This is a genomic window from Helicobacter sp. T3_23-1059, assembly GCF_053654515.1.
Genome location: NZ_JBSIUV010000001.1, coordinates 105797 through 132025 on the forward strand (window position 1 = coordinate 105797; position 26229 = coordinate 132025).

A 26229-nucleotide genomic window follows, 5' to 3' on the forward strand; every position below is an offset into this window, starting at 1 on the left:
TTAACTAGAGGAGTAAAAATGAGCGAGTTTGTCATCGAAACGATTATAAAGATTTTGGTTGTGGTGCTGGTATTTTCGTTTTTGGGGGGGTTTGGCACATATATTGAGCGCAAAGTGCTTGGGCGATTTCAGCGCAGACTAGGACCTAGCTATGTGGGACCTTTTGGTTTGCTTCAATTTCTAGCCGATGCGATAAAACTTTTTACAAAAGAAGATATTTGCCCACAAGGTGCAAATAGAATCATTTTTATGCTAGCCCCTGTCATAGCGATGATGAGCGCGTTTATCGCAATGGCTCCGATTCCATTTTTTGGCGAAGTGGAGATTTTTGGACACACGATAAAACCTATCATTTCTGACATAAATGTAGGGCTTTTGTTTTTTTTATCTGTGGGTGCGGTAGGTATTTATGCCCCGCTTTTAGCAGGTTTATCAAGCGGTTCAAAATATTCTCTTTTAGGTGCGGCTAGGGCGTGCGTGCAGTTGCTTAGCTTTGAGGTAGTCTCGGTGCTTAGTGTGTTGCCGCCGCTTATGCTTGTGGGTTCTTTATCCCTCATAGCGATAAATGACTATCAAGCAGGGGGAATTTTTAGTTGGCTAATCTTTAAACAACCTTTGGCGTTTTTGCTATTTCTTGTGGCTAGCTATGCGGAGCTAAATCGCACGCCTTTTGACTTGCTAGAGCACGAAGCAGAGATAGTGGCGGGATTTTGCACGGAATATAGCGGGCTAAAATGGGGAATGTTTTTTCTAGCAGAATATGCGCATTTATTTGCGTTTGGCTTTGTGATTTCACTGATTTTTTGTGGCGGGTATGAGCCGTTTTATTTTATCCCGGGCGGACTTGCTATCGTGCTAAAAGTATGCTTTTTTGTATTTTTGGCTATGTGGGCAAGGGCGACATTCCCACATATTCGCCCTGACCAGCTTATGAGTATGTGCTGGAAAGTGTTGCTACCACTCGCGCTATTAAACTTAATGCTTACAGGCGTTATAATGTTGCTATAATAATATGACAACTTAAGGAGAATCTATTTATGAAAAATACATATCACAAAATCCCCTATACAAAGCCACCTACAAATGCTTTTGGCGTGTTTGCAAAAAGTATAAAACGCATTTGTGGGCTTGATTTGGCAAAGGGGTTAGCACTTACTTTGAGGGAATTTTTTTCCCCACCTGCTACGATTCATTATCCAGCCCAAGTGATTCCTTTTTCGCCTCGATACCGCGCTGTTCATAGCCTGCAACGATTGCTAGAATCAGGCAATGAGCGGTGTATCGGCTGTGGGCTTTGCGAAAAAATCTGCACGAGTAATTGCATACGAATCATCACTCATAAAGGCGAGGACAATCGCAAAAAAATCGATTCTTATAGTATTAACTTAGGGCGGTGCATTTTTTGCGGACTTTGTGCGGAGGTGTGCCCTGAGCTAGCTATCGTTATGGGAGAGAGATTTGAAAATGCGAGCGAGGCAAGAGCGCAATTTGCTACCAAAAAAGAATTGCTTGTAAGCGAGGATGAGGCAAAAGCACATAGTTTGGTGGAGTTTAGTGGGTTTGGGAGCTATACAAGTGGAGCGGATAGGAGGCTAAAAGGCACGCCTGTTGCATTTGATTTTTGTGAATTAGATTCGTCTTTGGGTAGTCATTGTATAGATTCGACAAATTTTGAGGGCTCGCAGGCGAGCCAGCCTAGCTTACCCCCAAAATCTGTCGAAAACTCCACAAGCGCCACCACAAATACTAGAATCTTAGATTCTCATAGTGTGGATTCTAGCAAGATAAAATCTAATAGCGTCAATTCTAATGCAGAATCAAATCTAGCCACGCCACAAGGAGAAAACTAATGTTTGAAGCAATCGCATTTTATTTGTTTGCGTTTTTGACACTTGGAGCATTTTTTGTAGTCATTAGCACAAACAATATCCTTTATGCCCTAACAGCCCTTGCAAGTGGAATGATTTTTATCTCTAGCTTTTTTTTCATACTTGGAGCGGAGTTTTTAGGCACAGTCCAAATCGCAGTCTATACGGGTGCAGTTATTGTGATGTATGCGTTTGGGCTTATGTTTTTAGATATTTCTCGCACCATAGATGAGCATCATCAAGGGCAAGTTCGCCTTTGTGTAATGGTGTTTTTAATCGCGCTTTTACTGCTAGCAATTTTTGCATTTCCTATTTATCATAACAATGTCTTGCTAGAAAAATCCACCATTATCATCAATGAGCCAAACACTTTTGGAATCGGCAGAGTGCTTTTTAGCAAGTATATAATCGCATTTGAAATCACAGGCGTGTTGCTTCTAGTCGCCCTTATCGGTGGTGTGGCACTTGGTATGAGAGAAAATCTAAGCGCGTTTTTAAAAGCTAGCGCATTGCTAAAAGCAAGTGTTTTGCTAAAAGAGGGTGGAGAATCTCAATTTTCTAGCAACGCACAAAAATCTAGCAATACGAATTTTTCTAGCAATATAGATTTTGCAAACAATAGCGATAAAAAAGATAGCGCGATAAAAAAGAGAGCAAAAAATACAGCAAAATCTAGCATAGATTCTAACGATTTATTAGAATCCACAACCTCTATGCAACCACTCAAAACACGCAAACAAAGCAAAAAGGAGGAATAATGGAGGCTATTTCTACAAATTTTGGAGCATATCTAAACATTCATCATTTTTTATTTTTAGCCACGCTAGTTTTTGCGCTTGGGCTATTTGGTATGCTTAGACGCAAAAATATTTTAATGCTATTTTTATCAAGCGAGATAATGCTAAATGGGCTAAATATCGCCCTTGTGGCGATTGGCAGAATGTTTGGCGATGCAAATGGTGAGATTTTCGCGCTTTTTGTAGTTGCCATCGCAGCTAGCGAAGTAGCTATCGGGCTTGGGCTAGTGCTACTATGGTATCGCAGTAAAATTAAGGGGGCAAAATCCCTTGATATTGATAATCTTAAGAGTATGAGAGGATAAAATGGAAATATTTAATATCGGTGTTTTTGCCCTGCTAGTCGCGCTTTTTGCGCCATTATGCGCGTGCGTAGTTGCCGCATTTTTTGCCACTCGCTCGCCCAAAGTCGCGCTAGGATTTCTAAATTCGTTTTTTGTTAGTTTGTCGTTTGTAGCTAGTGCGTATCTTTTGTGGCTAGTGTGTGGTGCTTCTTTTTTCTCGCAAGCAAATGGGCTAGATTTTACACAAACAAACGCGTTAGAATCTAGCGTTGATTCTGTCTCGTTTGTTAGTATTTCTCTTTTTGAATGGCTTGTTTTGGGGAATTTTGGAGTGGATTTTGGATTTCGGGTAGATAGTATTAGCGCGATTATGATTTTTGTGGTTTCTTTTGTGTCAAGCCTAGTGCATTTTTATTCGATTGGCTATATGAAAGGCGATGAGGGGTTTAATCGCTATTTTAGTTTTTTAAGTGGTTTTGTGTTTTCGATGATGTTTTTGGTGCTAAGTGATAATTTTTTGGGACTTTTTGTCGGCTGGGAGGGCGTGGGTGTTTGCTCATATTTGCTCATTGGATTTTGGCATCAAAGGCAAAGCGCAAATTTTGCAAGCATTGAGGCGTTTATTAGCAATCGTATTGCGGATTTGGGAATGTTGCTAGGGATATTTTTGATTTTTTATGCGTTTGGTTCGCTAGATTTTGAAGTCGTATTTGATAGTATCTTACACCAAAGCGGGCAAGCAAGCACTTCCCAAACTATCTTATTATGGATTGGGATTTTGCTTTTTATCGGCGCTATGGGGAAATCTGCACAATTTCCATTTCACACTTGGCTAGCAAACGCGATGGAGGGTCCTACCCCCGTATCCGCCCTTATCCACGCCGCTACAATGGTAACTGCGGGTGTTTATTTACTCATTCGGGCAAATCCTTTGTATAGTGAGATTTTATATTTTGGCGAGATTATCGCGTATCTTGGGACATTTGTGGCGTTATTTGCCGCGTCTATGGCGGTGGTAAATAATGACTTAAAACGAATCATTGCTTATTCTACGCTATCCCAACTTGGCTATATGTTTGTAGCAGCAGGGCTTGGGGCGTATTCTATCGCGCTTTTTCATCTTTTTACCCACGCGTTTTTTAAATCGCTATTATTTCTTGGAGCGGGCAATGTAATGCACGCGTGCAATGATGAGCTAAATATCAAAAAAATGGGTTATCTTGCTCGCCCACTAAAATACACGATGATTTTTATGCTGGTGGGTAATCTCGCGTTGTGTGGGATTCCACCTTTTGCGGGGTATTTTTCTAAAGATTTGATTTTAGAATTTAGCTTTAATGCAGAATATAAGATTTTGTGGATTTTGCTCATATTTGGAGCGTTTCTTACGGCGTTTTATAGTTTTAGGCTTTTTATATTGGTATTTTTTCAAAGCCATTCACTAGATTTTGCTTTGCAAGAATCCCATAGCGACAAACACTCCGCCCCGCACGAAGCAAGCAAACTAATGCTTTTTTCTATGTTGCCTTTGGCATTGCTGGCAGTTATTGCAGGGTTTTTTCATACGAGTTTTTTTGAGATTTTATCTCATACTATTCCTTTTAAAATGCCTCATAGCGATTTGGGAGAAGAGATTTTAGCCCTTATTGCGCTTGGTGCAAGTGCGTGTGGGATTATTTTTGCGATTTTGCGATATGGTAGGAAAAGTCCTAAAAAAGTAGATTCTAGCACGCAATCTAAATGCGATAATTTTATTTACAACTTGCTTTATAACCAATACTATATTCCTAAATTGTATGAATGGATTTTCGTGCGTGGATTTACCAAAATCTGTGAAGTGGTAAATGAAAAAATCGAAAAAGGCATTCTGCTAAAAATCATTGATATATTTAGCAGAATTTTGATTTTGCTTAGCAAGGTGCTTTCATTGTTGCAAAATGGCTCGCTTAGTAGCGCGCTTAGGCTTATGGGTTTTGGTGTGCTAGTGCTACTATCTAGCGTGGTATTTTTATTTATTGGAGGTAGGTAATGGAATATTTACTATCCGTGATTATTGCATTTCCGCTCATTGCAAGTGTTATTGGGTTTAATATCGAAGAGAGAGTGGCAAAAATCTTTGGTATTGTCGCTAGTGGCATAGAGCTAGCATTAGTGCTTGGGCTTTGGGTTGGGTTTGATAGCGCAAGCCATCAGTTGCAGTTTGAGCATTTATTTGTGTTGGTAGAATCTTTGGGGATTTTTTATCATATAGGAGTTGATGGGATTTCGCTATTTTTGATTGTGCTAAGTGCGATAGTGGTGTTTTTAAGCGCGATTTACATAGGTAGATACAAGCTACAAAATCATTTTGTCGCTTCATTACTTGCATTAGAGGGCATACTTATGGGCGTATTTAGCGCGCAAAGCGTGCTTTTGTTTTATATTTTTTGGGAATTATCGCTGTTGCCATTGCTATATATGATAGGCGTTTGGGGTAGTGGCTTGCATAGTGAAAATATCAAATCCGCGCTTACATTTTTTCTTTATACCTTTTTTGCCTCGCTTATTATGTTGCTTGGGATTATTTATTATGCGTATTTATTTTTCTTGCACAATAAATTTTGGAGTTTTGAGCTTAGCGATTGGTATGCGCTTAGCCTGCCTAGCGAGTATCAAATCTGGCTATTTTTGGCGTTTTTCTTTGCGATTGCTGTGAAAATCCCTATGATTCCGTTTCATTCGTGGTTGCCAAAAACCTATGGCAATGCCCCAACCATTGGCACAGTGCTACTCTCCGCGCTATTGCTAAAAATGGGGACTTACGCGCTTGTGAGATTTAGCGTGCCGTTATTTCCTGATGCGAGCGTGGATTTTGAGCTGTTGATATTAAGTCTTGGGCTAGTGATGATTATTTATGGTGGCATAATAGCTTATGCAAACAAAGACATAAAACAAGTAATCGCTTATAGCTCGATTTCGCATATGGGCGTGGTGGTGCTTGGAGTGTTTTCTTTTAGCGTAGTTGGGGTAGGGGGCGCGGTGTTTATGATGTTTGCGCACGGGGTAGTGAGTGCTATGCTTTTTATGCTTGTAGGAATCATAGAGGACAAATACGCGCAAATTTGCAATGAGGATTTTAGCAAATCTAGCGCAGAATCTAAACATAGCCTAGCTAGCAAAATCATCGAGGGTAGAAACATTGCAAATTTTGGAGGGTTAGCACGATTTGCGCCCGTGCTTTGTGGTGTATTTGGCATAGCGATGATGGCAAATGTGGGACTGCCTTTAAGCATAGGATTTGTAGGAGAATTTTTTAGTTTGCTAGGTGTTTTTAAAAACTACCCCATTATTGCTTTTTTGGGGGGGCTTACGATTATTATCTCTGCTGTGTATATGCTAGTGCTGTATAAAAAAATCTTTTTTGGTGAGCTAAAAAATACAAAATTAGAGATTTTCACAGATTTAGATTCTACGCAAAAAGGCATTATGGCGGTGTTTGTAGGGCTAGTGATTTTTTTTGGTATATATCCTAAGCCACTGCTAAAATCCATAGAAGCAAGCGCGCAATCAACTCTTCAAGTCGCTTATGAACGCGCACATAACGACAAAAGCAAGGAGCGCATAGAATACAATCTCTATCCTTACTCGCGCAAAATGGAGATAATTCCAACAATCCCAAATGATGTCCTAAATCTGCAAGAGGGGATACAAGAATTTGATGAGTTTAGGGAGATTAGAGAATCTTTGAATCAACATACAGAGGATTTGAGTGAATCCTCTGCCAAGCCAAACCCCCAAAATGACACACAATCTACCACACAATTTGGGGCACAACCTAACCCACAATCTAGTGCGCAACCCGCTACGCAATCCACCGCACAGCCAACTACGCAACTTGACATAAGTCCTGCTACGCCCGCTATACAAGAGATAAAAACCCAAATGGAGTAATAAAATGAACCTAGATATACTTGAATTAAAAATATATGCGATTTTGCCTGTGTTGATTTTGATTTGTGGTGGCTTATGTTTGCTACTTATCAATGTATTTTCTAGCGCGTTTTCAAAAGGGCTAAATGTCGCTTTGAGTGCGCTATTTTTGGGCGTTAGTGCGGTGTTTAGCCTAAATCTAAAAGTAGGGGAGAGCTTTTTTGGGCTTATCAATATCAATGGCATTACTGCGCTTGGGCAGTTTAGTATGGAAGTATGCGCGCTTATTTTTATCGTGCTTTTTGGTAGCAATGCTTTAGTCAAAAATAAAGATACTATTGATAAATCCTTTTTTATAAAAGAATTTTATCCATTGTATTTGTTGATGATTGCGGGGTTTGATATTATGGTTTCAAGCACGCATTTGGTGGTGATTTTGCTTGGGTTAGAGATAGGCTCTCTTAGCCTATGTGTGCTTATCGCGCTAAATGGCAGAAGCAAGGGAATCGAAGCTGGAATCAAATATTTTGTAATGGGAGTTTTAGCTAGCATATTTTATATTTTTGGTGCGGTGTGTTTGTATTATGCGTGCGCGAGTTTAGATATTGCCCATATCCACGATATTTTGGTAGATGATAAATACACTTCTGTTTTTGCTGTATTTGGCGGAATCGTATTTATTTTAGCTGCCGTGTCTTTTAAAGCCTCTGCTGTGCCATTTCATAGCTGGATGCCCGATATTTATGAAGGCTCAAATTCTATTATGGCAGGTGTAGTGTCGATTATCCCAAAAATCGCTGCTTTTAGCGTGGCTATTATTTTACTTGGGGCGTTTTTAAAAGTCGGCATTATATGGCTAGAATCCGCGCTATATATTATCGTTGTTTTAACCATAACCCTCCCAAATATCGCAGCCCTTATCCAAAACGATGTCAAGCGAATGCTAGCGTTTAGCTCGATTTCACATAGTGGATTTGTGCTAGCGTGCGTGCTTGTCGGCACACAGATGAGCCTAAGTGCGCTATATTTGTATTGGTTTATGTTTATTATCACAAATGTCGGGGCGTTTGGCTTACTCTGGCTAAAAGAGCTAAATAGCGGGGCAAATGCCACAAATACACAAAGCACGCAAGAAGTTAGCGAAAAAACGCTAGAATCTAATAAGACTTCCTATATTGCTTGCGATGAGACAAAATGCGTATTTGCAAAACTTTCACGCAAAATAAATGCCCTAATTTCAAATAATATTTCTACAAAAACTTCTTATGATATTCCATTTAGCGCGTTTAATGGACTTGTTCGCATTTCGCCACTTAAAGCATTTTTGGGTGGGATTTTTATGTTTTCTTTGGCTGGGATTCCACCTTTTGGTGTGTTTTGGGGCAAACTTTGGGCGATTATGAGTGTGTATAGCGTGGGATTTGTGGGGCTTGCACTTGTGATGATGATAAATAGCGCGATTGCTGGATTTTATTATTTGCGCTTAGTGGTGGCTATGTTTTTATTGCCACCAAACACAAATAACACGCATAATGCGGACAATACTGACAATGCCAATTCTGTGATAGATTACGCAAATGGTATGCAAGATTCTATGCTTAGCAAAATCATTATTGGGATAATGGGGATTTTGTGTGTTGGTTCGATTTTTATGGCTCAATTTTTGCTTGATTTCATAGGAAAATATGTTATCGGGGCTTACTAAATTGCGCATAAGATGCTTATTGATATGTTTGTTGTTTGTTTATTTTGCGGAGGCGTTAGAGATTTCTACGACTTTTGGCAAGCAAGATAATGAGGGGTTTTCTGTCCTCACGCTTAAAAACTCTAAACCCTTTGCGTGCAAAGAAATATTTGATGCTGCAGGGACAGATGTATCCATAGAATGCAAAATCGATAGCGTGCCTGATAGGGGGTTTGCAGGACTAGAAAATGACTTTTTTAAAGTTACTTACAAAATGATAGAAAAGCAGTTTTATCTCTATATCTATCCAAAATATCGCCAAAAACTTTTTTCAATCCCCAAAAATCCAAAACAAGGCTTTGTGCTTGATAAATATCCTTCTATGATTGCAGATGCGTGGCAGATTGTGGGGTATAAAGAACACATTCCGTTTTTATCACAAAACTCCCAAGAGGAGCAAAGGGGAGGGCTAGATTTTCCTGTGCGTATAGAAGGGGAGGCTATGCCTATGATGCCCGAGCTAAATTCTGATAATCGTCCATTGCAAGCGACTAGAAATAGGGATTTTGAGGCGTATTCTGATGTGATAAAACTTATGGAGCGCAAAGCCTATATCACCGCTATCAATGACATAAATTACGCCCTAAAAGAAAATCCAGATTCTGTGTTTCGCAGGGATTTGACTTATCTTAGAATTATTGCGATGATAAATTTGGATTTAGAAGAGCAAGAGCCTATTATCAATGCCGCACAAGATTGGGTTAGGGCGTTTTCTGCTGACCCAGATGTCCCAGAGATTTTATACATTCTTGCAAATTCTTATAACAAAGAAAATATTCCCTCCGAAGCAGAGCATTATTATAAACGCATTAGCGATGAGTATCCAAACTCTCGCTTTTCGCCATTAGCAAAAATGCAGCTTGCAGTGATGTCGCGCACAGGTTCTGCGCCCATTTATGTGCGTATGAATTTTCAAAGTGCTTACACGGCGGCAAAAGATTTGCCAAGTGCTAGTGAAGTGGCGTTGCAGTGGGCATTATTTGAGCTAGAGCAAAGCCCTCAAAATCCAAATTCTCTTAGCAAAGCGAAAGAGTTAATAAGCAAAGTTTTGAGGGTTTATCCTGTATTTTTCCTTGATGAAAAATCTCCGACTGCGGATATTATCGAGGATTTGTTAGATAATAAACTATATGATTTAGCTGCCAAACTCACGCTATATCTGCACGACAATACCGAAGATGAGCAAAAAGAGCAGTATGGTTTTGATTTGGGTGCGTATTATGAGTTAGCAGGGGATTTTGACAATGCCCATAAAGCAAATCAAGCCTTTTTACAAGACTATCCAAAATCAGAATTTGCCGATGAAGTGGAGGATAGAGATGATGCGATATTATTTAATGTGCAAGGCAGTGATGATGATAAGCTAAAGCATTATGCTTATTTGATGGAAAAATATCCAAATGGCGATGAGGCAAGCAAGGCGCGTGATTTGAGTGCGGAGATTTTGCTAAAAAGGGGGGAATTTAGCGAAGTGCTTAATTTGTATGGAAATGCTTCTAGTCCGCACAAACAAACCGCGCTAATGGAAATCATTAAACTTGCGTTAGCAAAAAACGACTGCAAAGAGGCAAATACTTATTTGATTAGGGCGAGCGTGTTTGATTTGTCCCCTGCGCAAAAAATGAGCGGTTTTGATTGCTTGGTTTCAAGCGGGCTTATGAGCGCGGCAAAATCTATCTCTAATGGAATGGTAGAATCTAGCGCAAATCCAAAAGAGCGATTAGAATGGCTATATCGCATTACCAAAAATCTTTACACTTTAGGGGAGTTTAAACCAGCAACAATGGCAGCAAGAGATGGTTTTGCCCTCGCACAAAGCCTAAAATCTCATTATGACATTGCGTTTAGTCTTTTTGATGCGTTAGTGGCAATCAATTCACGCGATGAAGCAAAAAAAATCGCTCCATTTTTGCGTGAGCATTTTGGCAGGCAAGAAAAAATATTGCCCGTGTATGCAAAGCTACTAGAATACGCTTCTGCGGACAAAGACCAAACCCAAATCCAAATTTATGCTAATAATATTATCGAGCTACAAAACGCGCTAAAACTACAAGAATACACGCCCTATGCAGAATTTGCGCTTGCAACTTCGCTAAAAGATACCAATAAAGCCGCTCAAGCATTAAACTTGCTCCAAAAACTAGAATCTAAAAAACTAGATAATCCAGATAAACAAAGGCTTTTTTATCAAATCGCAAGCATTTATAATACGCAGGGCAAGGATTCTAGGGCATTGGAGTATTTTAACAAATGCGTGAGCGTCAATGTCGCTTCGCAATGGCAAAGCCTATGCAAAGAGGCTATTAGTTTTATCAATTCTCAAAAAAAATCCGCACAAGATTCTAACTTCGGGCTAGCACAACAATAAAACAAAAATTTGCCAACATTGAAAAAAAAAGCGAAATAACAAGCTAAAAAGCAAGACGACAAAAAACAAGATGGCAGGCAAAAAGTTGATTTTGTTTGATTTAAGGTTGTAGATTTTAGCCGATACTATGAGTTACAAAGCGATTTTAAAAGTGGCGAGTTTTTGACACGCACTTTTGGAATTTTGCTTTAACCTTAACACAAAGGATACAAAATGAAAACTCTAAAGACAATGACTGCAAGCGCGCTTATCGCTTCATCTATCACTACTGCAATGGTAGGCGTAGCAAGTGCTAGGAGTGCTGGGACTGAGCTATTTGGACACATAGGCGTAGCGTATAATCACGCGCTTGCTGACAACCAAAAAGGTGCTGATGGCAAAGATAACGCATTTATGGGAGCGACAGGACATTTTGGAGCGGATTTTGGCTCTGATGATTTTGGGGTAGGGCTTGGCGTATGGGCTGGCTACAAACTCTTTAGCCTATCAAATAACGCAGGAGATAGCAAATACGGCAAAAACTACTATGATGTTTCGGATTTGTATTTCCGCTACACAGGTGCGTTTGACTTGTATGTCGGGCGGTTTAGCTCTAGTTTCTTAAAAAGCGATTGGATTGACTTATACACTCAAGGCGTGGGAGTTAGCGTAGGTTTTGGTGAGCGTTCAAATGTATGGGCTTCTTGGGCAAATGATTCTGCGACTTTTGGTGTGCAACCAAATAGAATCGGCTCTGAACTTGTCTCATATTCTCGCTTTCCATCAAGTTTTGACAATTTTAACATTGGCAAAAAAGATTTTGTGGGAGCAGGTGCAAATATCGGGCTAGGGATTTTCCAAATCGATCCATTTGCACACTACTATATAAATGGCTACACAAACCAAGATATTATCCAAGCAGGGGCTAGACTAGCAATCATCGCAGGCGATAAATCAAGCATAGAATCTACCACCTCTGTGCGCGGAATGTATCAATATGACAAAAGAAACTCTTACTTAGTGTGGGCTGAAGAGGAGCTATTTTTTGCTAAATATTTCAAACTCGGCGGTGGCTATCTAATGGTAGGCAAAGAAGCTGCAATCCATACAAATGGCTCTGATCACACAAGATTTTATGGACGCTACACTACACCGAGCATAGCAAGCTATTTTGCTAGCGGTGCTGGCGTGTGGTATGGATTTGTAGGTGTGGAGCACGAGAGAGTAAAATTTGATGTGCTTTATGCAGGTGGGGATTATAAAGAATTTTCCGCAGTGGTTAGCGTGCGTGTGTTTGACTACAAACTTGGCATTATGCGCGATGGATTTGGAATCGATGTGGGTGCGGGCTATGTAAGCAACGGATTTTATGCTGGCTACAAAGCACACAATGCTATCGCATTTGCAAAACTTGTATTTTAATCCCTTATAACGAGTTTTTATCTGCTTAGCTTGCGACATTTGCAAGCTACTTTGACTGATAAAAACACTAGCTAGCTTAAGATTTTACAAAACTTTAAGCTAGCTTTTTTTATTTGCAAAATTTCTTTTTTATACTTTCTTTTTTTTAATAATCTCAAAAAAACTTAGGTAAAAGTTACGCGCGGTTGCATAGCCAAATATATGGGCAGTTTCTACAAGTGCTTAGCTTATCTGTGAGGGCAAAATCTACTTGGTTATTTTTTGTATTTTCTGTGCCATTTTGTGCTTTGCTATTTGCTCTATTTGTATCGCCTGCGCTATCTTGGAGTGCTTGCAAAATCATATTTTTTGTTTTATCATCGTTAGATTCTGCGAATGTTTCTTTGCAGGTTTCTTGGGAGGATTTTTGGGTAGATTTTTGATTAGAATTTTTATAATGCAAAAATACATTTTGCTTTTCTTTCAAAAAATATAATCCCGCTTCTACTAGGTTTTGCACCTCTTCATTTGCGCTATTATTTTTCAAAGCATAGCCCTCATATTCTTTACCCAAAAAGCCTAGATTCCCGTATTCTAAGATTTTAGATTCTAATAAAATCTTATAAAAAGCAAGTTGAAATTTATACTTGGCTTGGTTTTTTTTGTTTTTAGCATATTTATAGTCTAATATCCATAACTTCCCTTGCGAATCCATATCTAGCCTATCGATTCGCCCCTTTAGCATAAATCTTTTTCCATTATGTAAAATGCTAGATTCTATATCGCATTCGCACTCTATCACGCGCAAGCTAGACTCTTTTTTTGTGTCGGAAAAAAAACTAGCAAAATCTGTTTTATTTTCTAAATCCTCAAAATTTTTAAAATCCACCACATTATCACCCTTATCATTTGCAATGCCCATATTTTCTCTCACTCGTTTTGCCTCATACTCCCAAAATCCGCTCATCTCTAGCTCACTCATTTGATATGCAAGAATCTCCATATATGAAATATCGCTTAGATTTTGCTCCAAATCATTAGGCTGCAAAATCTGCTTAGATTTTGTCATAAAATCTTGTTTTATTGATTCTAGGATTTGTGGATTTAGCGGGATATTTTTGTATTTGTTATACGCTTCTAAAAGCGCGTTATGCAAATTTGTGCCGATGTTTAAGGATAGATTTTTCTCTTCTTGTGGAGCGATTTTTAGCACATATTGAAAATAAAATTTGCGCTTACATTCTACAAAAGTCCATAAACTCGTAGCAGAGAATCTAAAATTTTCCAAACTGCCAAATGCGTTTTCATCGACAAAAACGGGTAATTTTTTGTCAGGGAAAAGTGCGTAGCAATCATCGCCATTTTGGCTTTTGATATGTAGCTCATCTAGCAGGTTTGCCCTTGTGCGCTCGTCATTTTGGGTATGGGTTAGATAGACTTCTTTGCGTGTTTGTAAAAAAAGCGAATAATAATAATGCTTTTGCAAATGCTCCCTATCTTTTAGTGTAGGCATCGCAAGCTGCGTGCGGATAAAGGTATTTAAAAACATATCGCTATCTTTGACTTTTGGGATAAAATCCTCATTGCAATCAAGCACAAAAACATACTCACAACTAAGCCCGCGAGTTTCCAAAATCCCCATTACGCGCACTTTACCTCCACGAGTATCATCATCTTTTAGTCTTTCTAAATCCTCCAAAAAAAGCATAGATAATTCCTGCCATTCTAAAGCGTTTATGTAGGATTTGATTTGGGTGTATTGAAGGAGAATTTCTTGGATAGATTTGGTAAGATTTGGCGAGATTTGAGAGTAAATCTGGCTAGATTGCAAAATGGATTCTAGCGCGGATAAATTATCCTTTATGTCGGTTTTTATGGTGGATTTTTGGGTATTTTGGGCATTATTTTGCAAATCATCTTGTATGGATTTTTTTGCGTGATTTTGCAGTAGCGATTCTAGCGTGGCAAAAAGCCCTAGATTTTCTTTGCCCATTGCATAGTTTAGATTGCGCGCTTCATCTAGGATTTCAAAATATTCTACCATATCATCGCTAGGCAAAACAATAGCGATCTGCTCCCCATCTACCCCGCTCTCTAGCAGTTCGCGCACTCTCTCTAGCACAAAGGAGCATTGTCCTATGCGTAGCTCAAAGCCAAGCGAGCTAATATGTGGCAAATTTTTTAGGGGGATTTTTTGAGTGATTTTGCAAGATAGATTTTGTGGATTTATATGTTTGGTGTTTAGATTTTGGGCAAAATCTTGCGTTTGGTTTATCGATTCTTGCGTAGCTTTTTGCATTTCTATGCAGTAGCTAAAGTTTGGCTCTAAGAGTGCTTGTTTTATTGATTGATTAGGGTTTTTCGACAATTTTTGTGTGTCTTGCAAGATTTGTGTGAAATACGGAAAATGCGTAGCATTGTAGCTGTCTATGTTTAGATGAATGTGTAGCGGTGTTTTAAGCGCGATTTGCTCTAAAATATGCACTTCTATGGGGGTTAAAAATCCATCAATAAAAATCTCTATTTTTTTAAACGCGTTTATAAACTCATCGATGATAATGATTTCATCTTTGCGCGGGATACTAAAAAATCTCTCTTTTTCTAGCACTTCCTCAAAGCTAGTGAAAATTTCCTCAATAATTGCCAAATGCTCGGTAAAATCCGCATAAATATCACTGCTTGGAATATCGCTAAATGTGATATTGTGGTGTTTGATTTCATTAAAAAGATAGACTAAAAAATCACTCCCTTCCAAATACCCCAAAAAACTTTTTTCAAATACTAAAAGATTGGTAATTTTTGGCTTTTGTGCGATGATTTGTCTCAAAATATTTTGCAAGATGATGGTTTGGATTCTGTGGTTTATGCGGGTTTTGTCTGGCACGATATAGCTTTTTTTAAAAAATTCGCCTATGCTTAGAGCTTTTGGCATAAGCCCTTGTGGTTTTTTGGCATAAAAATCCCTAATCAATCGTTGTGTAGAAAACACATAAAGCACTTTTTCTAAATCCATAAAATCCCTTAGCATAAAAATATCTTAGAATGTCTAAAAAGCGTATTTTGCCCTATTTTTGTTTATATTTGGAATCTAATCAACGCAAGACTTGCTAGATAATATTTGTTTAGCAGGAAAAATGCGAGATTAACAAGGCTAAAAAAAGATTTAAAAAACAACGCAAATCAAAGGCAATGATTTTAGTCATCTAAGATTTCATCACGCACAAAACTAATAATTGCCTTGCATTTTTTGCAGTGGAAAACTGAGCCATTTTGGATTTTTTTATGCACGCTATCTAGCACGCGAAATGAGTTTCTACAACCACAATGGTAAAAATGCGCTACTTCCTCGTTTTCTAGGAGTTTTTCATCTAAGAAAATAGGGCGATTTTGCTCATCTGTCTGCCCTGTGGAGTGCAAAAGTTTTTTGTGCTGTTTGTGCCAACGCTCTATTTTCATATCTTCTTTCATAATATGTTCCATAAGCCATTCTTTTGTGATGATAGCTAGCTTTTTTTTGAAATCATATTGAATATTTTGGATTAAATGCGACATTTTAAAAACAATATCTTTGTGAATCTCTCTATGCTCTTCTAAGTGCGGATAGCCAATGCTTGCCATATATTCTTCTTCATCGTGGAAGTGAAATTTCATATAATTAAAAAGCTCGACAAGCATAGCTTTTATCTCGCTAGAATCCACTTGTTTATGAATCAGCTCGGCTGCTTTTTTTGCGATGATAAAAAGCCTTTTGTGTTGTGAGTCAATGTGGTCATTTTTGACGCTATATTTGTCGTCCCACTCTGGAATTAGCATACATTCTCTCCTAACTTAAGCCATAAGACAAAATTTGCGCAAATCGTGTATATATCGTGTAGATTGTGTATAAAAGCCAAAATTATACCACTTATTAACTTTTGATTTGCCTTTTTTAATGGTTTTTGTGATCAATGTGATGAAAATGTATAAAAAATATCAATTTTTGCGCTAACAAAATCTATGAAAAACTTGCAAAAATAAAATCCCCTATTTTAGATTTTTAGATACAATTTGCCTTAGAGTTTATGTTTGGATTTTGACTTAGCCTTTGTTGGTTTTTTGGAGAAAAGCAAACATACACAAAACCTCATAAATGGGCTTTTGGAATGGACTTTTTTACACAAAAATCTAGCCCAATAAACCCAAAAAGACAAACCCCAAAAGAAAGGAAAAAGGAAATGAAAAAATTCGCACTACTTCTTAGCATTTTCACCATATCTGCTTTTGCTAACCCAGACACTACCGCTACACAATCTTTGCCAAGCTCTTTGCAGGGCAAAAAAACTTACTTAGAAGAAGAGCTAAAAGAGCTAGAAGCTAGGGAAAAAGACCAGATGGAAATCCAAACCCTAGAAGCAAAAATCCAATTTCTAAAAGAAAAGCAAGCAAACCAAATCAAAACTCCCGCTCAAAACTCTGCGCAAAATCCTAACACGCAGGCACTAAACCTAGCCCCAGCTACACTTGCAGAGGACGAGGACGAAGATGATGAAGATGAAGTCATAAGCGACCAAGAATATCGAGATTTGCAAACAAAACGCGCATTTGGCAAAAATCGAAATGGCGTTTTATTGCGATTTATGGCGGGCAGTATGCGACCGCACACAATGTTTAACAAAGATTCCCAAACAGGTTTTGGATTTGGGGTAGGTTATCAGCGATTTTTTAGCTTTTTGGGCTTTGGCAAACCTAGCAAAAGTCCTTTAGGTTTTAGAATCTATGCAGACTCTTTTGCTCCATTTAATAACGGCAGGACACAAACAATGTCAAGCGCAAATATCGATGGTTTGCTAGAATTTAACTTCCCAAATAGCTTTTCGTATTTTGGAGTATTTGGCGGTGTGGGATATGCTAGATTTGATATATGGGATTCTACTTCGGCTATGATGAGTTTTCGCTCTAGCTACCATAGAGAGACGATTGCGTATAATTTTGGCACTGCGCTAACGCTGGGCGCAAAACATCGCTTTGAGTTTTATTACAAAGTCTTGCCCGAGCAAAATAGCAAAAAGTTAGATTTTGCGTGGAAAGAGCGAAATCTTATTTCTTTTGTGTATCAATTTACATTCTAGGGCTTGTGTAATTCTGCTTTTTATTTCGCGTTTCTTATGGGGGATTCTCGCTTGCAGGGGAAATTTTTCCTTGCAAGCGTTTTTTTATGCCCGCTTTTTTTGCAAGTTGTTATAACTTGTTTTTTTTTTTTTTAATCTTGCGCATTTTATGGCATTTTGCCTTTTTTGTATTTTTTCTTGCAAAGTGATTTTTGCAACTAGATTTTGCTACAAGATGTTATTTGCAAGGTTTTATGATTCTTGCCACCATTTAGGTTTTGGTGTGCTAAGTTTGTAGCGCACGCCATCAAATACAAAATCCATGCTCAAAGAATGCAAAGCTAGTATTTTGTCCGCATACAAAATATTGCCAAAATCTGTTTTTTGTTTAGAATCAAATATGTTTGTGCTTTGAAGTCCTTGCCTATCTTGCTCTCGCATTATTTTTAGTTCGTCCAAATACCGCTCGCTTACTTCATCGCTTACGCCATAGAGAAAGTCATTTTCAATCGGGTGTCCTATGTGGGCTAGATGCAAGCGGATTTGGTGAGTGCGACCTGTAAGGGGGAGTGCTTTTATAAAAGTATGAGTGCCATCAAAATATATAGGGACAATGTGCGTAAGCGCGGGCTTTGCGGCTTTTTTGTTCTTTTGGTTCTTTGAGTTTGTTGCGGATTTTGCGATTTTTGTGAGAGTCGCAGTATTTGCAGTATTTTTAGTGTTTTTTGTGCTTAATCGCAAAGTAAAATCCATTAAAAAAGTATCCCAAAAAGAAGCATTTGTAACTTTTGCATTAGATTCTAGCAAATCATTTTTTAAGCAGGGATTACCAAAATCCAAAAAATGCAAACAATCTAGCACGCAATCATCATTTTTAGAATCATCAATCTTAGAGCGGATAGATAGATTTTCCCTTTGTGTGTTTAGCATTTTTTTAGGGCGAGTAGGCACGATGATAGGCGCATTTATTAGGCATTCTTTTTGGATTTCTCCGCGCACTTTTGCAAGATAGATTTTTTGGATTTTGCGATTCATTAGGGAGTTTTTTAGCGTTATTTGGGATTTTTTGCTCCTCGCTACCAAAATCGCCCCGCTAGTCTCAAAATCAAGCCTATGCACACTTTGGGCTTCATCGCCACAAAAAAAGCGGATAGAATCTAGCAAACTTTTATGTAAAAAATTGCCTTTTGGGTGGGTTAGGATTTTGGGTGGTTTGCAAAAAAGCACAAAATCCTGCGTGCAAAAAATCGGTTTTATTAGTTCGCTTGGCTCATAATAATTATTCACAAAATGAGTAAGCCACACGCCACCTTGCAATATGTCGCCTTTGCGTGCGATTTGCCCGCTATTTGTGTTGATTCTTAGTCGCGCTTTGTCGATAGTTTTTTGTGCTAATGCGGTGGAAAAACCAAGTGTTTGGGTTAAAAATTTGCTAGCTTTTATGGGAGAATCTATAAAAAAATACGAGCGAATAAATGGCAAAAAAACTCCTTTGTAATGCAAAATAAACTGCAATAATACCATTTCTTTGTCATCGCTAGATTCTGCATTTATGATAATCCTTGAAATCGTTGCAATATGTTTTTTTGTATATTTAGTTTTCTTTGTCATACTTCCGTGATTGCGAGTTAGGCGATAGCCTAGCGTGGCAATCTAACCTTTAAAAAAAACATAATTCTAAAAAATAGATTGCCACAAAATCTTAGTAGATTCTCTTGTAATAATAAATGCAACATAAAAATAAACCCAAAATTTGCTACAATGCTACTTTTTCAAATTTAAACAAAATTTTTTCTATCAGGCAAGCGAACATTCGGGCGAGAAATAGGCAAAAAATCAAATGCAAAAAAAGAGCAAAACAAATGAAACAAGCAGTTTTGATTCTATCTAGCGCAATTATTGCAATAGTGTTTTGTGCGTGTGTAGGTATCAGCACAACTAAAGGTTGCGACACGCTAAGAAAGCAAAAACTATCAAATACACAAACGCTAGATACACAACACGCACTCTCCCCCAAAGCACAGGAATATTTAGACAAATCTAATCAGTATTACGAAAATAGCGATTATGCAAAAGCACTAGAATTTGCGCTAAAAGCGTGCGATTTGGACGCGGGGGGAGCGTGTTTTATTGTGGGAAATATTTATGTATTAGGCGAGAGTGTGCCAAAAGATGGCAAAAAGGCAATAAAATTTTGGGATAAAGCCTGTGGGCTATATTATGGCAATGCTTGCTACAATGCTGGAATCTTGTTCCAACAAGGGCTCACAGGCGTAGAAGGCGAAGAAATATTTAAGATTGATATTGTCAAATCTGGCGAATACTTTCAAAAGGGCTGTGATTTAAATGTAGGATATGCTTGTGTAAATCTTGCCTATGCGTATTTGAATGGCTCTTTGGGTATGGAAAAGGACGAAGCAAAGTCTGTGATTTTGTGGAAAAGAGCGTGTGATTTAAATAATGAGATAGGGTGTTTTAATTTGGGATATATTTATCAAAGAGGCGATGGCGGGGTAAAAAAAGATGGTGAAAAAGCAATGCAGGCGTGGGAAAAATCCTGCAAGCTAAACTATGTCGATGGGTGCTCGCTCGTGGCAAATGAATATCAACTTGGAAAATTAGTAAAGCAAGATTTACAAAAAGCCGAGCAAGCGTATATTAAAATGTGTCATTTAAGCATAGATTTTGATGAGAAACATAGAGCTAAAGCGTGCAAGCGCGGAACATCGCTAAAACTAGCACGAATCAATGAGCAATGCGCTAAAAATAACGCTCAAGGTTGCTTTGAGTTAGCGGAGCATTATGCTGGGCTATATAAACAATATGAGGGCTATGATGGGGAGGCACTAGATACAGCGAAAAAGGCTAAACATAATTTTGCAATGACGCTTAAATTTTTGCAAAAAGCGTGTGATTTAGGCATAGCAAAGGCGTGTTTTAATCTTGGGATAATATATGAAAATGCGAAAAATCAATTAAACAAAACCAAAAAAAATACTATCAAAGCAAACGAGCTATTTGATCGAGTATGCAAACTTGATGGGCACAAATGTTATGATGTTGGAGATAGTTTTTTCTTTGGACGCAACAAGCTAACCAAAAACTACATAAAAGCCCTTGAGTTTTTCAAAAAGGCGTGCGATAACATAAATAGATGGGCGTGCCAAAAAGTCGCACTTATGTATTATGATGGTCATAGCGGTATAAATCAAAATAAACCACAAGCAATGCGGTATTTTATCAAATCCTGCTATTTGGGCTTGACTCAATCCTGCCATCAAGCAGCGCAACTAGAATTTACTAATTGTGCAAAAAATCAATGCGATAAAACAAAGATTTTAGAGCTGATAACAAGGAGTTGCGAAATCAGTGGGGATGGATACGGATGTTATAAATTAGGCAACGCATATCGCTCTGGCAAGGATATAGCCCCACAAGATACCAAAGAGGCAGTAAAATTCTATGAAATGGGCTGTGAAGCGGAGAATAGTAGTGCTTGTTTTGCGCTTGCAGAGTGGTATAGTAAAGGCGGGGATGGACTAAACAAAAACGAATCAAAAGCTAGGGAATTTTATGAAAAACTTTGCGCCGTTGAAGGCTATCAACCCTGTAAGATTGCCAATAATGTGGGCAAAAAAATCAAATGCAAAAAAGGAGCAGGACGATGAAAAAAATGGTAATGATATTTTTAGGGATATAGTAGCATTTGGAAACATTTTGCAATGCAAAATCTAGCGTATAATCTAGCGTGGTGGCTAAAAAAGAGTTGGAATATTATTTAAAATAGCTGTGATTTTGGTAGTGTAACGGCGTGTTTTGGCTTGGAGTGATGATAAAAACTAACGCGCTAGCAAAAGCAAATGCCGACATAATCACGCTTTTTTAAATTTTTAGATTCAAAGGGATAAAAATGAAAAAATTAGTCTTAATGTTTTTAATGGCGGTTATGTCGATTGCATTTGTGGCGTGTGGGGATTCAAAGGATTCACAAGATTCAAGCAAATTACAAAGCATAGATTCTAGAGATTCACAGGTTGAATCTAGCGTAGATTTAGGCAAATCTACTCAAAATTTTGCGCAAGATTTGGTGGCGCAAAAAAAGCACTAAAAATCAACAAAAGGATATAAAATGCAAAGATTTATAATTGTAATATTGCTATTTTTGGCAAATGCAGTGAGTTTTGAAACGGATCCCAAAAAAATCGAATCACTCAAAGATAGAGATGTAAATTCTTATGGGGCATTGATAGACGCATATCGCACTGATTTTGGATGCACCAAAAAAGTCTCAACCACCCTAAAACTCAAAGGCAACCTCCGCATTTCGTGGAGTTTTGATATAAAGCACAATAAAAATATTGATTTAATCTTTTTTCCGCAAAATAACCCATATATAAACTATGCCGTCCTTTATGCTAAAGATTTCCAAAAAAGCATAGATAAAGAGCAGTTGCGTGTATTTGGAATACCTAGAGCATTAGATAACATAAAGATTCCTTATGATATAAACTATGATTTTACAAAAGAGATTTTATCAAAAGCAGAGTTTAGCAAATCCCAACAACAGCGATTTTTTGATTCGCGTTTTGGCTCGGTGCTTGTGCCTATTGAAGTAGAATTTGAATGGTATCTAATTCACTTAGGTGATTTTAATAGAAAGCCCTTAGATTTTAGCGTGATTACTTTTCCTAAATATGATAAGTATTTAACTGCACTAAATTGGATAGATAGATTAGAGTGCATTTTATGTCTAGGCATAATAAAGTCCCATAAAATCCTCCCACAAAATACAACGCTAAATTTCCCTAAATCTATCACCTCTTGGAAAGATAATGAATATAATAAAACAACGCAAGAATATGAAACCGTTACAAAGCATTTGCCCTACGCTGAAGTTTTTAAACCTCTCCCCACCTCCGCCCTTGCCATCACAAAAACAAACATAAATGACTTTATCTTAAATGTGAGAGATAAGCCTGATGCTAAAAATGGCAAGATAGTAGCCCAGCTTTTATCACAAGACACAAATACACCTAATATTTACATAACTGATTCTGATGGCTATACCACCGATGGTAGCATAAAGCCTATGTATAAGCCAATGATAAATAAAGGGCGAGAATGGTATGAGAGAGATGATTTAGGCAGTAGTGATGAAATAGGTTATATACTTTATTACAATCGCAAAATGGCACAATCCTACTATGAATCCAACAAACAAAAACTCATAAACCCTTTATTTAGAGATAATTATTTGGTGCTTATTTGGGATATATTGCCAAATGATTGGTGCAAAGTGTGGATTCTAAAAATGATAGATAAAAACACCATTTCAAGTGAGGACAATGAAACAAAATTTAGCGAAGTTGAATTTGATATATTTAGTTTTAGAGAACAACTTTTACCTTTTATCGATGGCTATGCTAAAACATTCAACAAAACCCCATCCACACTCAAACTCTATGAGGGCTACATACATTCTAGTGGATTAGAGTATTTAGCACCATTTGGAAAATAAATTTGCTAGCTCACATATTTGATAAAATTTTATGCAAAACAAACAAAACACCGCACAAATGCCACCTAGCACGATAATCCAAAACGATAAAATTCTTTTTAATGATTATCAATATAAGCCTAGTAGCATCTGTAAGGGCAATGGAGTGCTTTTGGCAAAGGATATTGTGGCGTATATCACTTTGCCAAATGCTTTTGTGGTGGTAAATAGGCATTTGGGTGCGCCATTTTATGAGCTCATAGCAATGCGATATGCGACAAGTGATGAAATTGCCACATTTGCCAAACGCAATGGTTTGCGCAAGTTAAATCATACGGATAATTGGATATATTTACTTGAGGAATATTTGGATACAGAGTATTCGCAAGAAACGCACGAAAATTTTATGGAGCGTTTGCGTAAAAATGGCTTTTTGGCACAAGAGATTGCTACTATCAAGGCAAAAGAAGGCAAAATGGTAGATTGGTGCAATGGATTTGCGTGGGAGTGGATTGCGCTTGATGTGTTTTATTTGCTACATTTTGAGTTGCATAATCCCAAAGGTGCGATTAAATACTTACTTTTTCCTAAAAAGTTTGATGATTTTTACAAAAGGGCTATGACTATCGCACTAAAAGGTGCGAATCTAAAACCGCTCAATGATTCGCTATAATCACGGCTTTTAATTTTTTAGATTCAAAGGGGTAAAAATGAAAAAATTAAGTTTGGTAATTTTGATTTTGGCGGCTTTTTTGGGTTTTAGTGCGTGTGGGGATTCAAAGGATTCACAAGATTCAAACGAATTGCAAAGCATAGATTCTAGAGATTCGCAGGTTGAATCTAGCGTAGATTTTGGAGAATCTCAAAATATAGGTTCTTTGTTGCAAGAAAAAGACATTATAAATGGCTCTTTTGTCAAAAAAACACACACTGATATGCTATATAGTAATACCATATATGAGGGCAAAGGGCGCATAAGTGGTGTGCTAGTGTGGAGAACGGGCGTCATAGCAGATATGGAAGGTTGGGGATTTAGAGAGTTATTGTTTGTGCCTGATAGAAATAGTGTGTTTGATGAGTATCTCGAATTTACGCTATGCAGAAGCGATGATGAAGAGCACTCAAAACAGCACCATTGCTTGGATAAAAATATCACTACAAAAATATCTCACGCATTAGGGGAAAATTGGCGTGAAAAATATGCCTTGTCAGATTTTATGGTGAGGGCAGAAGTGGATATTGCAAATCATCAGAAATTTATGACAGATTGGATAGAGGGTGGCATAGATTATGTGGATTTCAAAGATTTAAAATTGCATTATGACATACATATTGACTATTGGCAAAACAATATAAATCAACTTTTTGAAAATCCACTCGCAGAGCCAAAAATTATGATAAATATTTTAAGGTATGCCTCCAAAGATTCTTACATAAACTTACGCGAATCGCCAAATGGCAAGATTCTCTATGCGATACAAAAAAACGAAGTTGCAACATACAAAAAGACGCCCGATGAAGAGTTTGGAATATTATTTTGCAAAATGACAGAATCTAGCGTAAGCAAAGGTAGAATCGTATTTTTAGGCAAAGATTCCACCAACCCCAAATGGCATAAAGTCGCCTATATCCCACCAAATGCAAAGGATACAAGCAAAGCAATCTATGGCGTGATTCATAGCTCCCAAGTGGGATTTGAATGTGGGGAGTAGGCTTTAAATAATATAAACTTTATAAAGGGTTAGAAACCAAAAGCGATATTTTACGATTCCGCGCAAATCTATGGCGAATCTAGCGAATCTGCGATTGTAGATTCACGCAAATCTAAACAATTAAAATCACATAAAATTTTCGCTACAATCACACTTTTAAATTTTAAAAATGCAAAGGATTGTAATGCCAAAACTACGATTTTTCGCGCTATTTTTGCTTCTCACGCTAAATGTCGCAAATGCGATGACACTAGACTACATACGCAATCATAGCAATATAGAGGATAGATACGAATGGGGCGACTTTTTCTACCAAAATAAACAAATTTTATCGATGGCTTCGCTTGAATCGAATATGATTCGCACAAGATTTGAGTTTAAGCAAAAAGATTTGCTGTTGCTTAAAGAATTAGCAAACCTCCAAGACAAAGACTACAATGCCTTTGGGATTCCCCTGCCAAAGCAAATCATTTTAGAAGTGCTAAATTTTCATAAAAATCACAATGATGAGTTTTCAATGCTAGTCAAAGCCTATCCATTTAGTCAGCTTATTTTCTCACAATGGCAAACTATCAAACTCTATGAAAAGCACAAAGAATTAACGCAAAATCCAAAATTAACATACAAAGATTTTATGCGACAATATTTTAGTTTTACTTACAATGGCAAAAATCTCAACATTTATGAGGCAATAGCCAAAATGAAACTCCAAGAGAGAAATAATGCAAATGATGAAAATTACAGCATTATAAGCAATTATGTAGCATTAGCCGATTATGATGCAATCACACTTTATGACTTTGTGTATGACATTATCCCAAATTCTATCAAACGCGAATTTTTAAAAGATGAATCAACTATGAAAGCCTACTTACCCCTTAAAAGCGAATCATTTGAATACACGCAAAATAATTTTAAAGATAAAACAAAATTACACGCAAATATCTATGGCGATAAGCCTTTCAACGAAAAAAATATCAAAAAAGAGTGGCATACCATAAATGCGCTCAATCTCAAAGGCTATGACATTAACTCAAAAGAGATTCTAATCCCAAAAGTAAAGCACAATAAACTAGGCATAGTTTATGATGAGATTTGGGAGCTAGTGAATAATAAAAAACCGACATTGCTAGAAATCACCCAAGAGATGATAGATGAAGAAGATAAAATCAATCAAATGCTTATACGCGGGGATATTAACGATGATTATACAAAAAGTGCGCTAGAGATTGAATATAATAAAAGATTAGCGCAAAATACTGCTTTGTTGATAGGCAATAATTTTGCCTATGATAAAGCTATGTTTGAATCATTACGCGTGGTATTAAGAGAAGCGCAAAGGCGATTTGACAAAGGCGAATTAAGCAAAGAGGAAATGCGCTATCATTATGATATGAGTGGATTGGCTAGATATAGCGATGAATTTCCGCGTGATTGGTATGGATTTGAATTGCGAGATGACTGCTACTATGCCTACCGCTTCAATCAAGCATTAGCATTGGCATTTGTGGGCGCGTATCATAAAGGGGAATAAATGGATATTTTAGCAAAGATTGTCGAATCGACAAAGGCACGAATCTAAC

Annotated in this window: 17 protein-coding genes and 2 pseudogenes; 16 read left to right on the forward strand and 3 right to left on the reverse strand. The window is 37.7% G+C overall.

The window, feature by feature from the left end; all coding sequences use genetic code 11:
* Positions 1 to 18: 18 nt before the first annotated feature.
* The 9 genes and pseudogenes from nuoH to ACWIX0_RS00560 all read left to right on the forward strand — a co-directional run bounded on the left by nuoH (position 19) and on the right by ACWIX0_RS00560 (position 12371).
* On the forward strand, positions 19 to 1008 hold the full coding sequence (gene nuoH, locus ACWIX0_RS00520) for an NADH-quinone oxidoreductase subunit NuoH (RefSeq protein ID WP_454170998.1): 990 nt from the start codon (positions 19 to 21) through the stop codon (positions 1006 to 1008).
* Between the two features lie 29 nt (positions 1009 to 1037).
* Positions 1038 to 1616, forward strand: a pseudogene (nuoI, locus tag ACWIX0_RS00525) (NADH-quinone oxidoreductase subunit NuoI); the annotation flags it as partial.
* Positions 1617 to 1849: 233 nt separating this feature from the next.
* Positions 1850 to 2347, forward strand: a pseudogene (locus ACWIX0_RS00530) (NADH-quinone oxidoreductase subunit J); the annotation flags it as partial.
* 278 nt (positions 2348 to 2625) lie between these two features.
* Positions 2626 to 2970: an NADH-quinone oxidoreductase subunit NuoK gene (nuoK, locus tag ACWIX0_RS00535; RefSeq protein WP_454170999.1), complete on the forward strand. Its 345-nt coding sequence runs from the start codon at positions 2626 to 2628 to the stop codon at positions 2968 to 2970.
* Between the two features lies 1 nt (position 2971).
* On the forward strand, positions 2972 to 4978 hold the full coding sequence (gene nuoL / locus ACWIX0_RS00540; RefSeq protein WP_454171001.1) for an NADH-quinone oxidoreductase subunit L: 2007 nt from the start codon (positions 2972 to 2974) through the stop codon (positions 4976 to 4978).
* Positions 4978 to 6879, forward strand: a complete 1902-nt coding sequence (locus tag ACWIX0_RS00545) for an NADH-quinone oxidoreductase subunit M (RefSeq protein ID WP_454171002.1) — start codon at positions 4978 to 4980, stop codon at positions 6877 to 6879. The genes nuoL and ACWIX0_RS00545 overlap by 1 nt, the downstream gene beginning before the upstream one ends.
* Positions 6880 to 6883: 4 nt before the next feature.
* Positions 6884 to 8563: an NADH-quinone oxidoreductase subunit N gene (locus tag ACWIX0_RS00550; RefSeq protein WP_454171004.1), complete on the forward strand. Its 1680-nt coding sequence runs from the start codon at positions 6884 to 6886 to the stop codon at positions 8561 to 8563.
* A gap of 31 nt (positions 8564 to 8594) precedes the next feature.
* Positions 8595 to 10970, forward strand: coding sequence for a tetratricopeptide repeat protein (locus tag ACWIX0_RS00555; RefSeq protein ID WP_454171006.1), 2376 nt, complete (start codon positions 8595 to 8597; stop codon positions 10968 to 10970).
* Positions 10971 to 11183: 213 nt separating this feature from the next.
* Positions 11184 to 12371: a hypothetical protein gene (locus ACWIX0_RS00560; RefSeq protein WP_454171008.1), complete on the forward strand. Its 1188-nt coding sequence runs from the start codon at positions 11184 to 11186 to the stop codon at positions 12369 to 12371.
* 175 nt (positions 12372 to 12546) lie between these two features.
* Here ACWIX0_RS00560 and ACWIX0_RS00565 read toward each other — a convergent pair whose 3' ends face one another.
* A complete protein-coding gene (locus ACWIX0_RS00565) occupies positions 12547 to 15363 on the reverse strand; it encodes a PD-(D/E)XK nuclease family protein (protein ID WP_454171010.1) in 2817 nt (938 codons plus the stop codon).
* A gap of 182 nt (positions 15364 to 15545) precedes the next feature.
* Positions 15546 to 16163, reverse strand: a complete 618-nt coding sequence (locus ACWIX0_RS00570) for a bacteriohemerythrin (RefSeq protein WP_454171012.1) — start codon at positions 16161 to 16163, stop codon at positions 15546 to 15548.
* 401 nt (positions 16164 to 16564) lie between these two features.
* Between ACWIX0_RS00570 and ACWIX0_RS00575 the strand changes: the two genes are divergently transcribed.
* Positions 16565 to 17458 carry a hypothetical protein gene (locus tag ACWIX0_RS00575; protein ID WP_454171014.1) on the forward strand — a complete coding sequence of 298 codons (894 nt, stop codon included), beginning with the start codon at positions 16565 to 16567 and terminating at the stop codon, positions 17456 to 17458.
* A gap of 231 nt (positions 17459 to 17689) precedes the next feature.
* Here ACWIX0_RS00575 and ACWIX0_RS00580 read toward each other — a convergent pair whose 3' ends face one another.
* Positions 17690 to 19048, reverse strand: coding sequence for a pseudouridine synthase family protein (locus tag ACWIX0_RS00580; protein WP_454171016.1), 1359 nt, complete (start codon positions 19046 to 19048; stop codon positions 17690 to 17692).
* Between the two features lie 251 nt (positions 19049 to 19299).
* Here ACWIX0_RS00580 and ACWIX0_RS00585 point away from each other — a divergent pair, with 251 nt between their 5' ends.
* The 6 genes from ACWIX0_RS00585 (at position 19300) to ACWIX0_RS00610 (ending at position 26180) form a co-directional block, all read left to right on the forward strand.
* Positions 19300 to 21105 carry a tetratricopeptide repeat protein gene (locus ACWIX0_RS00585; RefSeq protein WP_454171018.1) on the forward strand — a complete coding sequence of 602 codons (1806 nt, stop codon included), beginning with the start codon at positions 19300 to 19302 and terminating at the stop codon, positions 21103 to 21105.
* A gap of 242 nt (positions 21106 to 21347) precedes the next feature.
* A complete protein-coding gene (locus ACWIX0_RS00590) occupies positions 21348 to 21545 on the forward strand; it encodes a hypothetical protein (protein ID WP_454171020.1) in 198 nt (65 codons plus the stop codon).
* Positions 21546 to 21566: 21 nt separating this feature from the next.
* A complete protein-coding gene (locus tag ACWIX0_RS00595; RefSeq protein ID WP_454171022.1) occupies positions 21567 to 22955 on the forward strand; it encodes a hypothetical protein in 1389 nt (462 codons plus the stop codon).
* Positions 22956 to 22986: 31 nt separating this feature from the next.
* Positions 22987 to 23607 carry a hypothetical protein gene (locus tag ACWIX0_RS00600; protein ID WP_454171024.1) on the forward strand — a complete coding sequence of 207 codons (621 nt, stop codon included), beginning with the start codon at positions 22987 to 22989 and terminating at the stop codon, positions 23605 to 23607.
* 37 nt (positions 23608 to 23644) lie between these two features.
* On the forward strand, positions 23645 to 24646 hold the full coding sequence (locus tag ACWIX0_RS00605; protein ID WP_454171026.1) for a hypothetical protein: 1002 nt from the start codon (positions 23645 to 23647) through the stop codon (positions 24644 to 24646).
* A 184-nt stretch (positions 24647 to 24830) separates the two neighbouring features.
* Positions 24831 to 26180, forward strand: a complete 1350-nt coding sequence (locus ACWIX0_RS00610) for a hypothetical protein (RefSeq protein ID WP_454171028.1) — start codon at positions 24831 to 24833, stop codon at positions 26178 to 26180.
* The last annotated feature ends 49 nt before the right edge of the window (positions 26181 to 26229 follow it).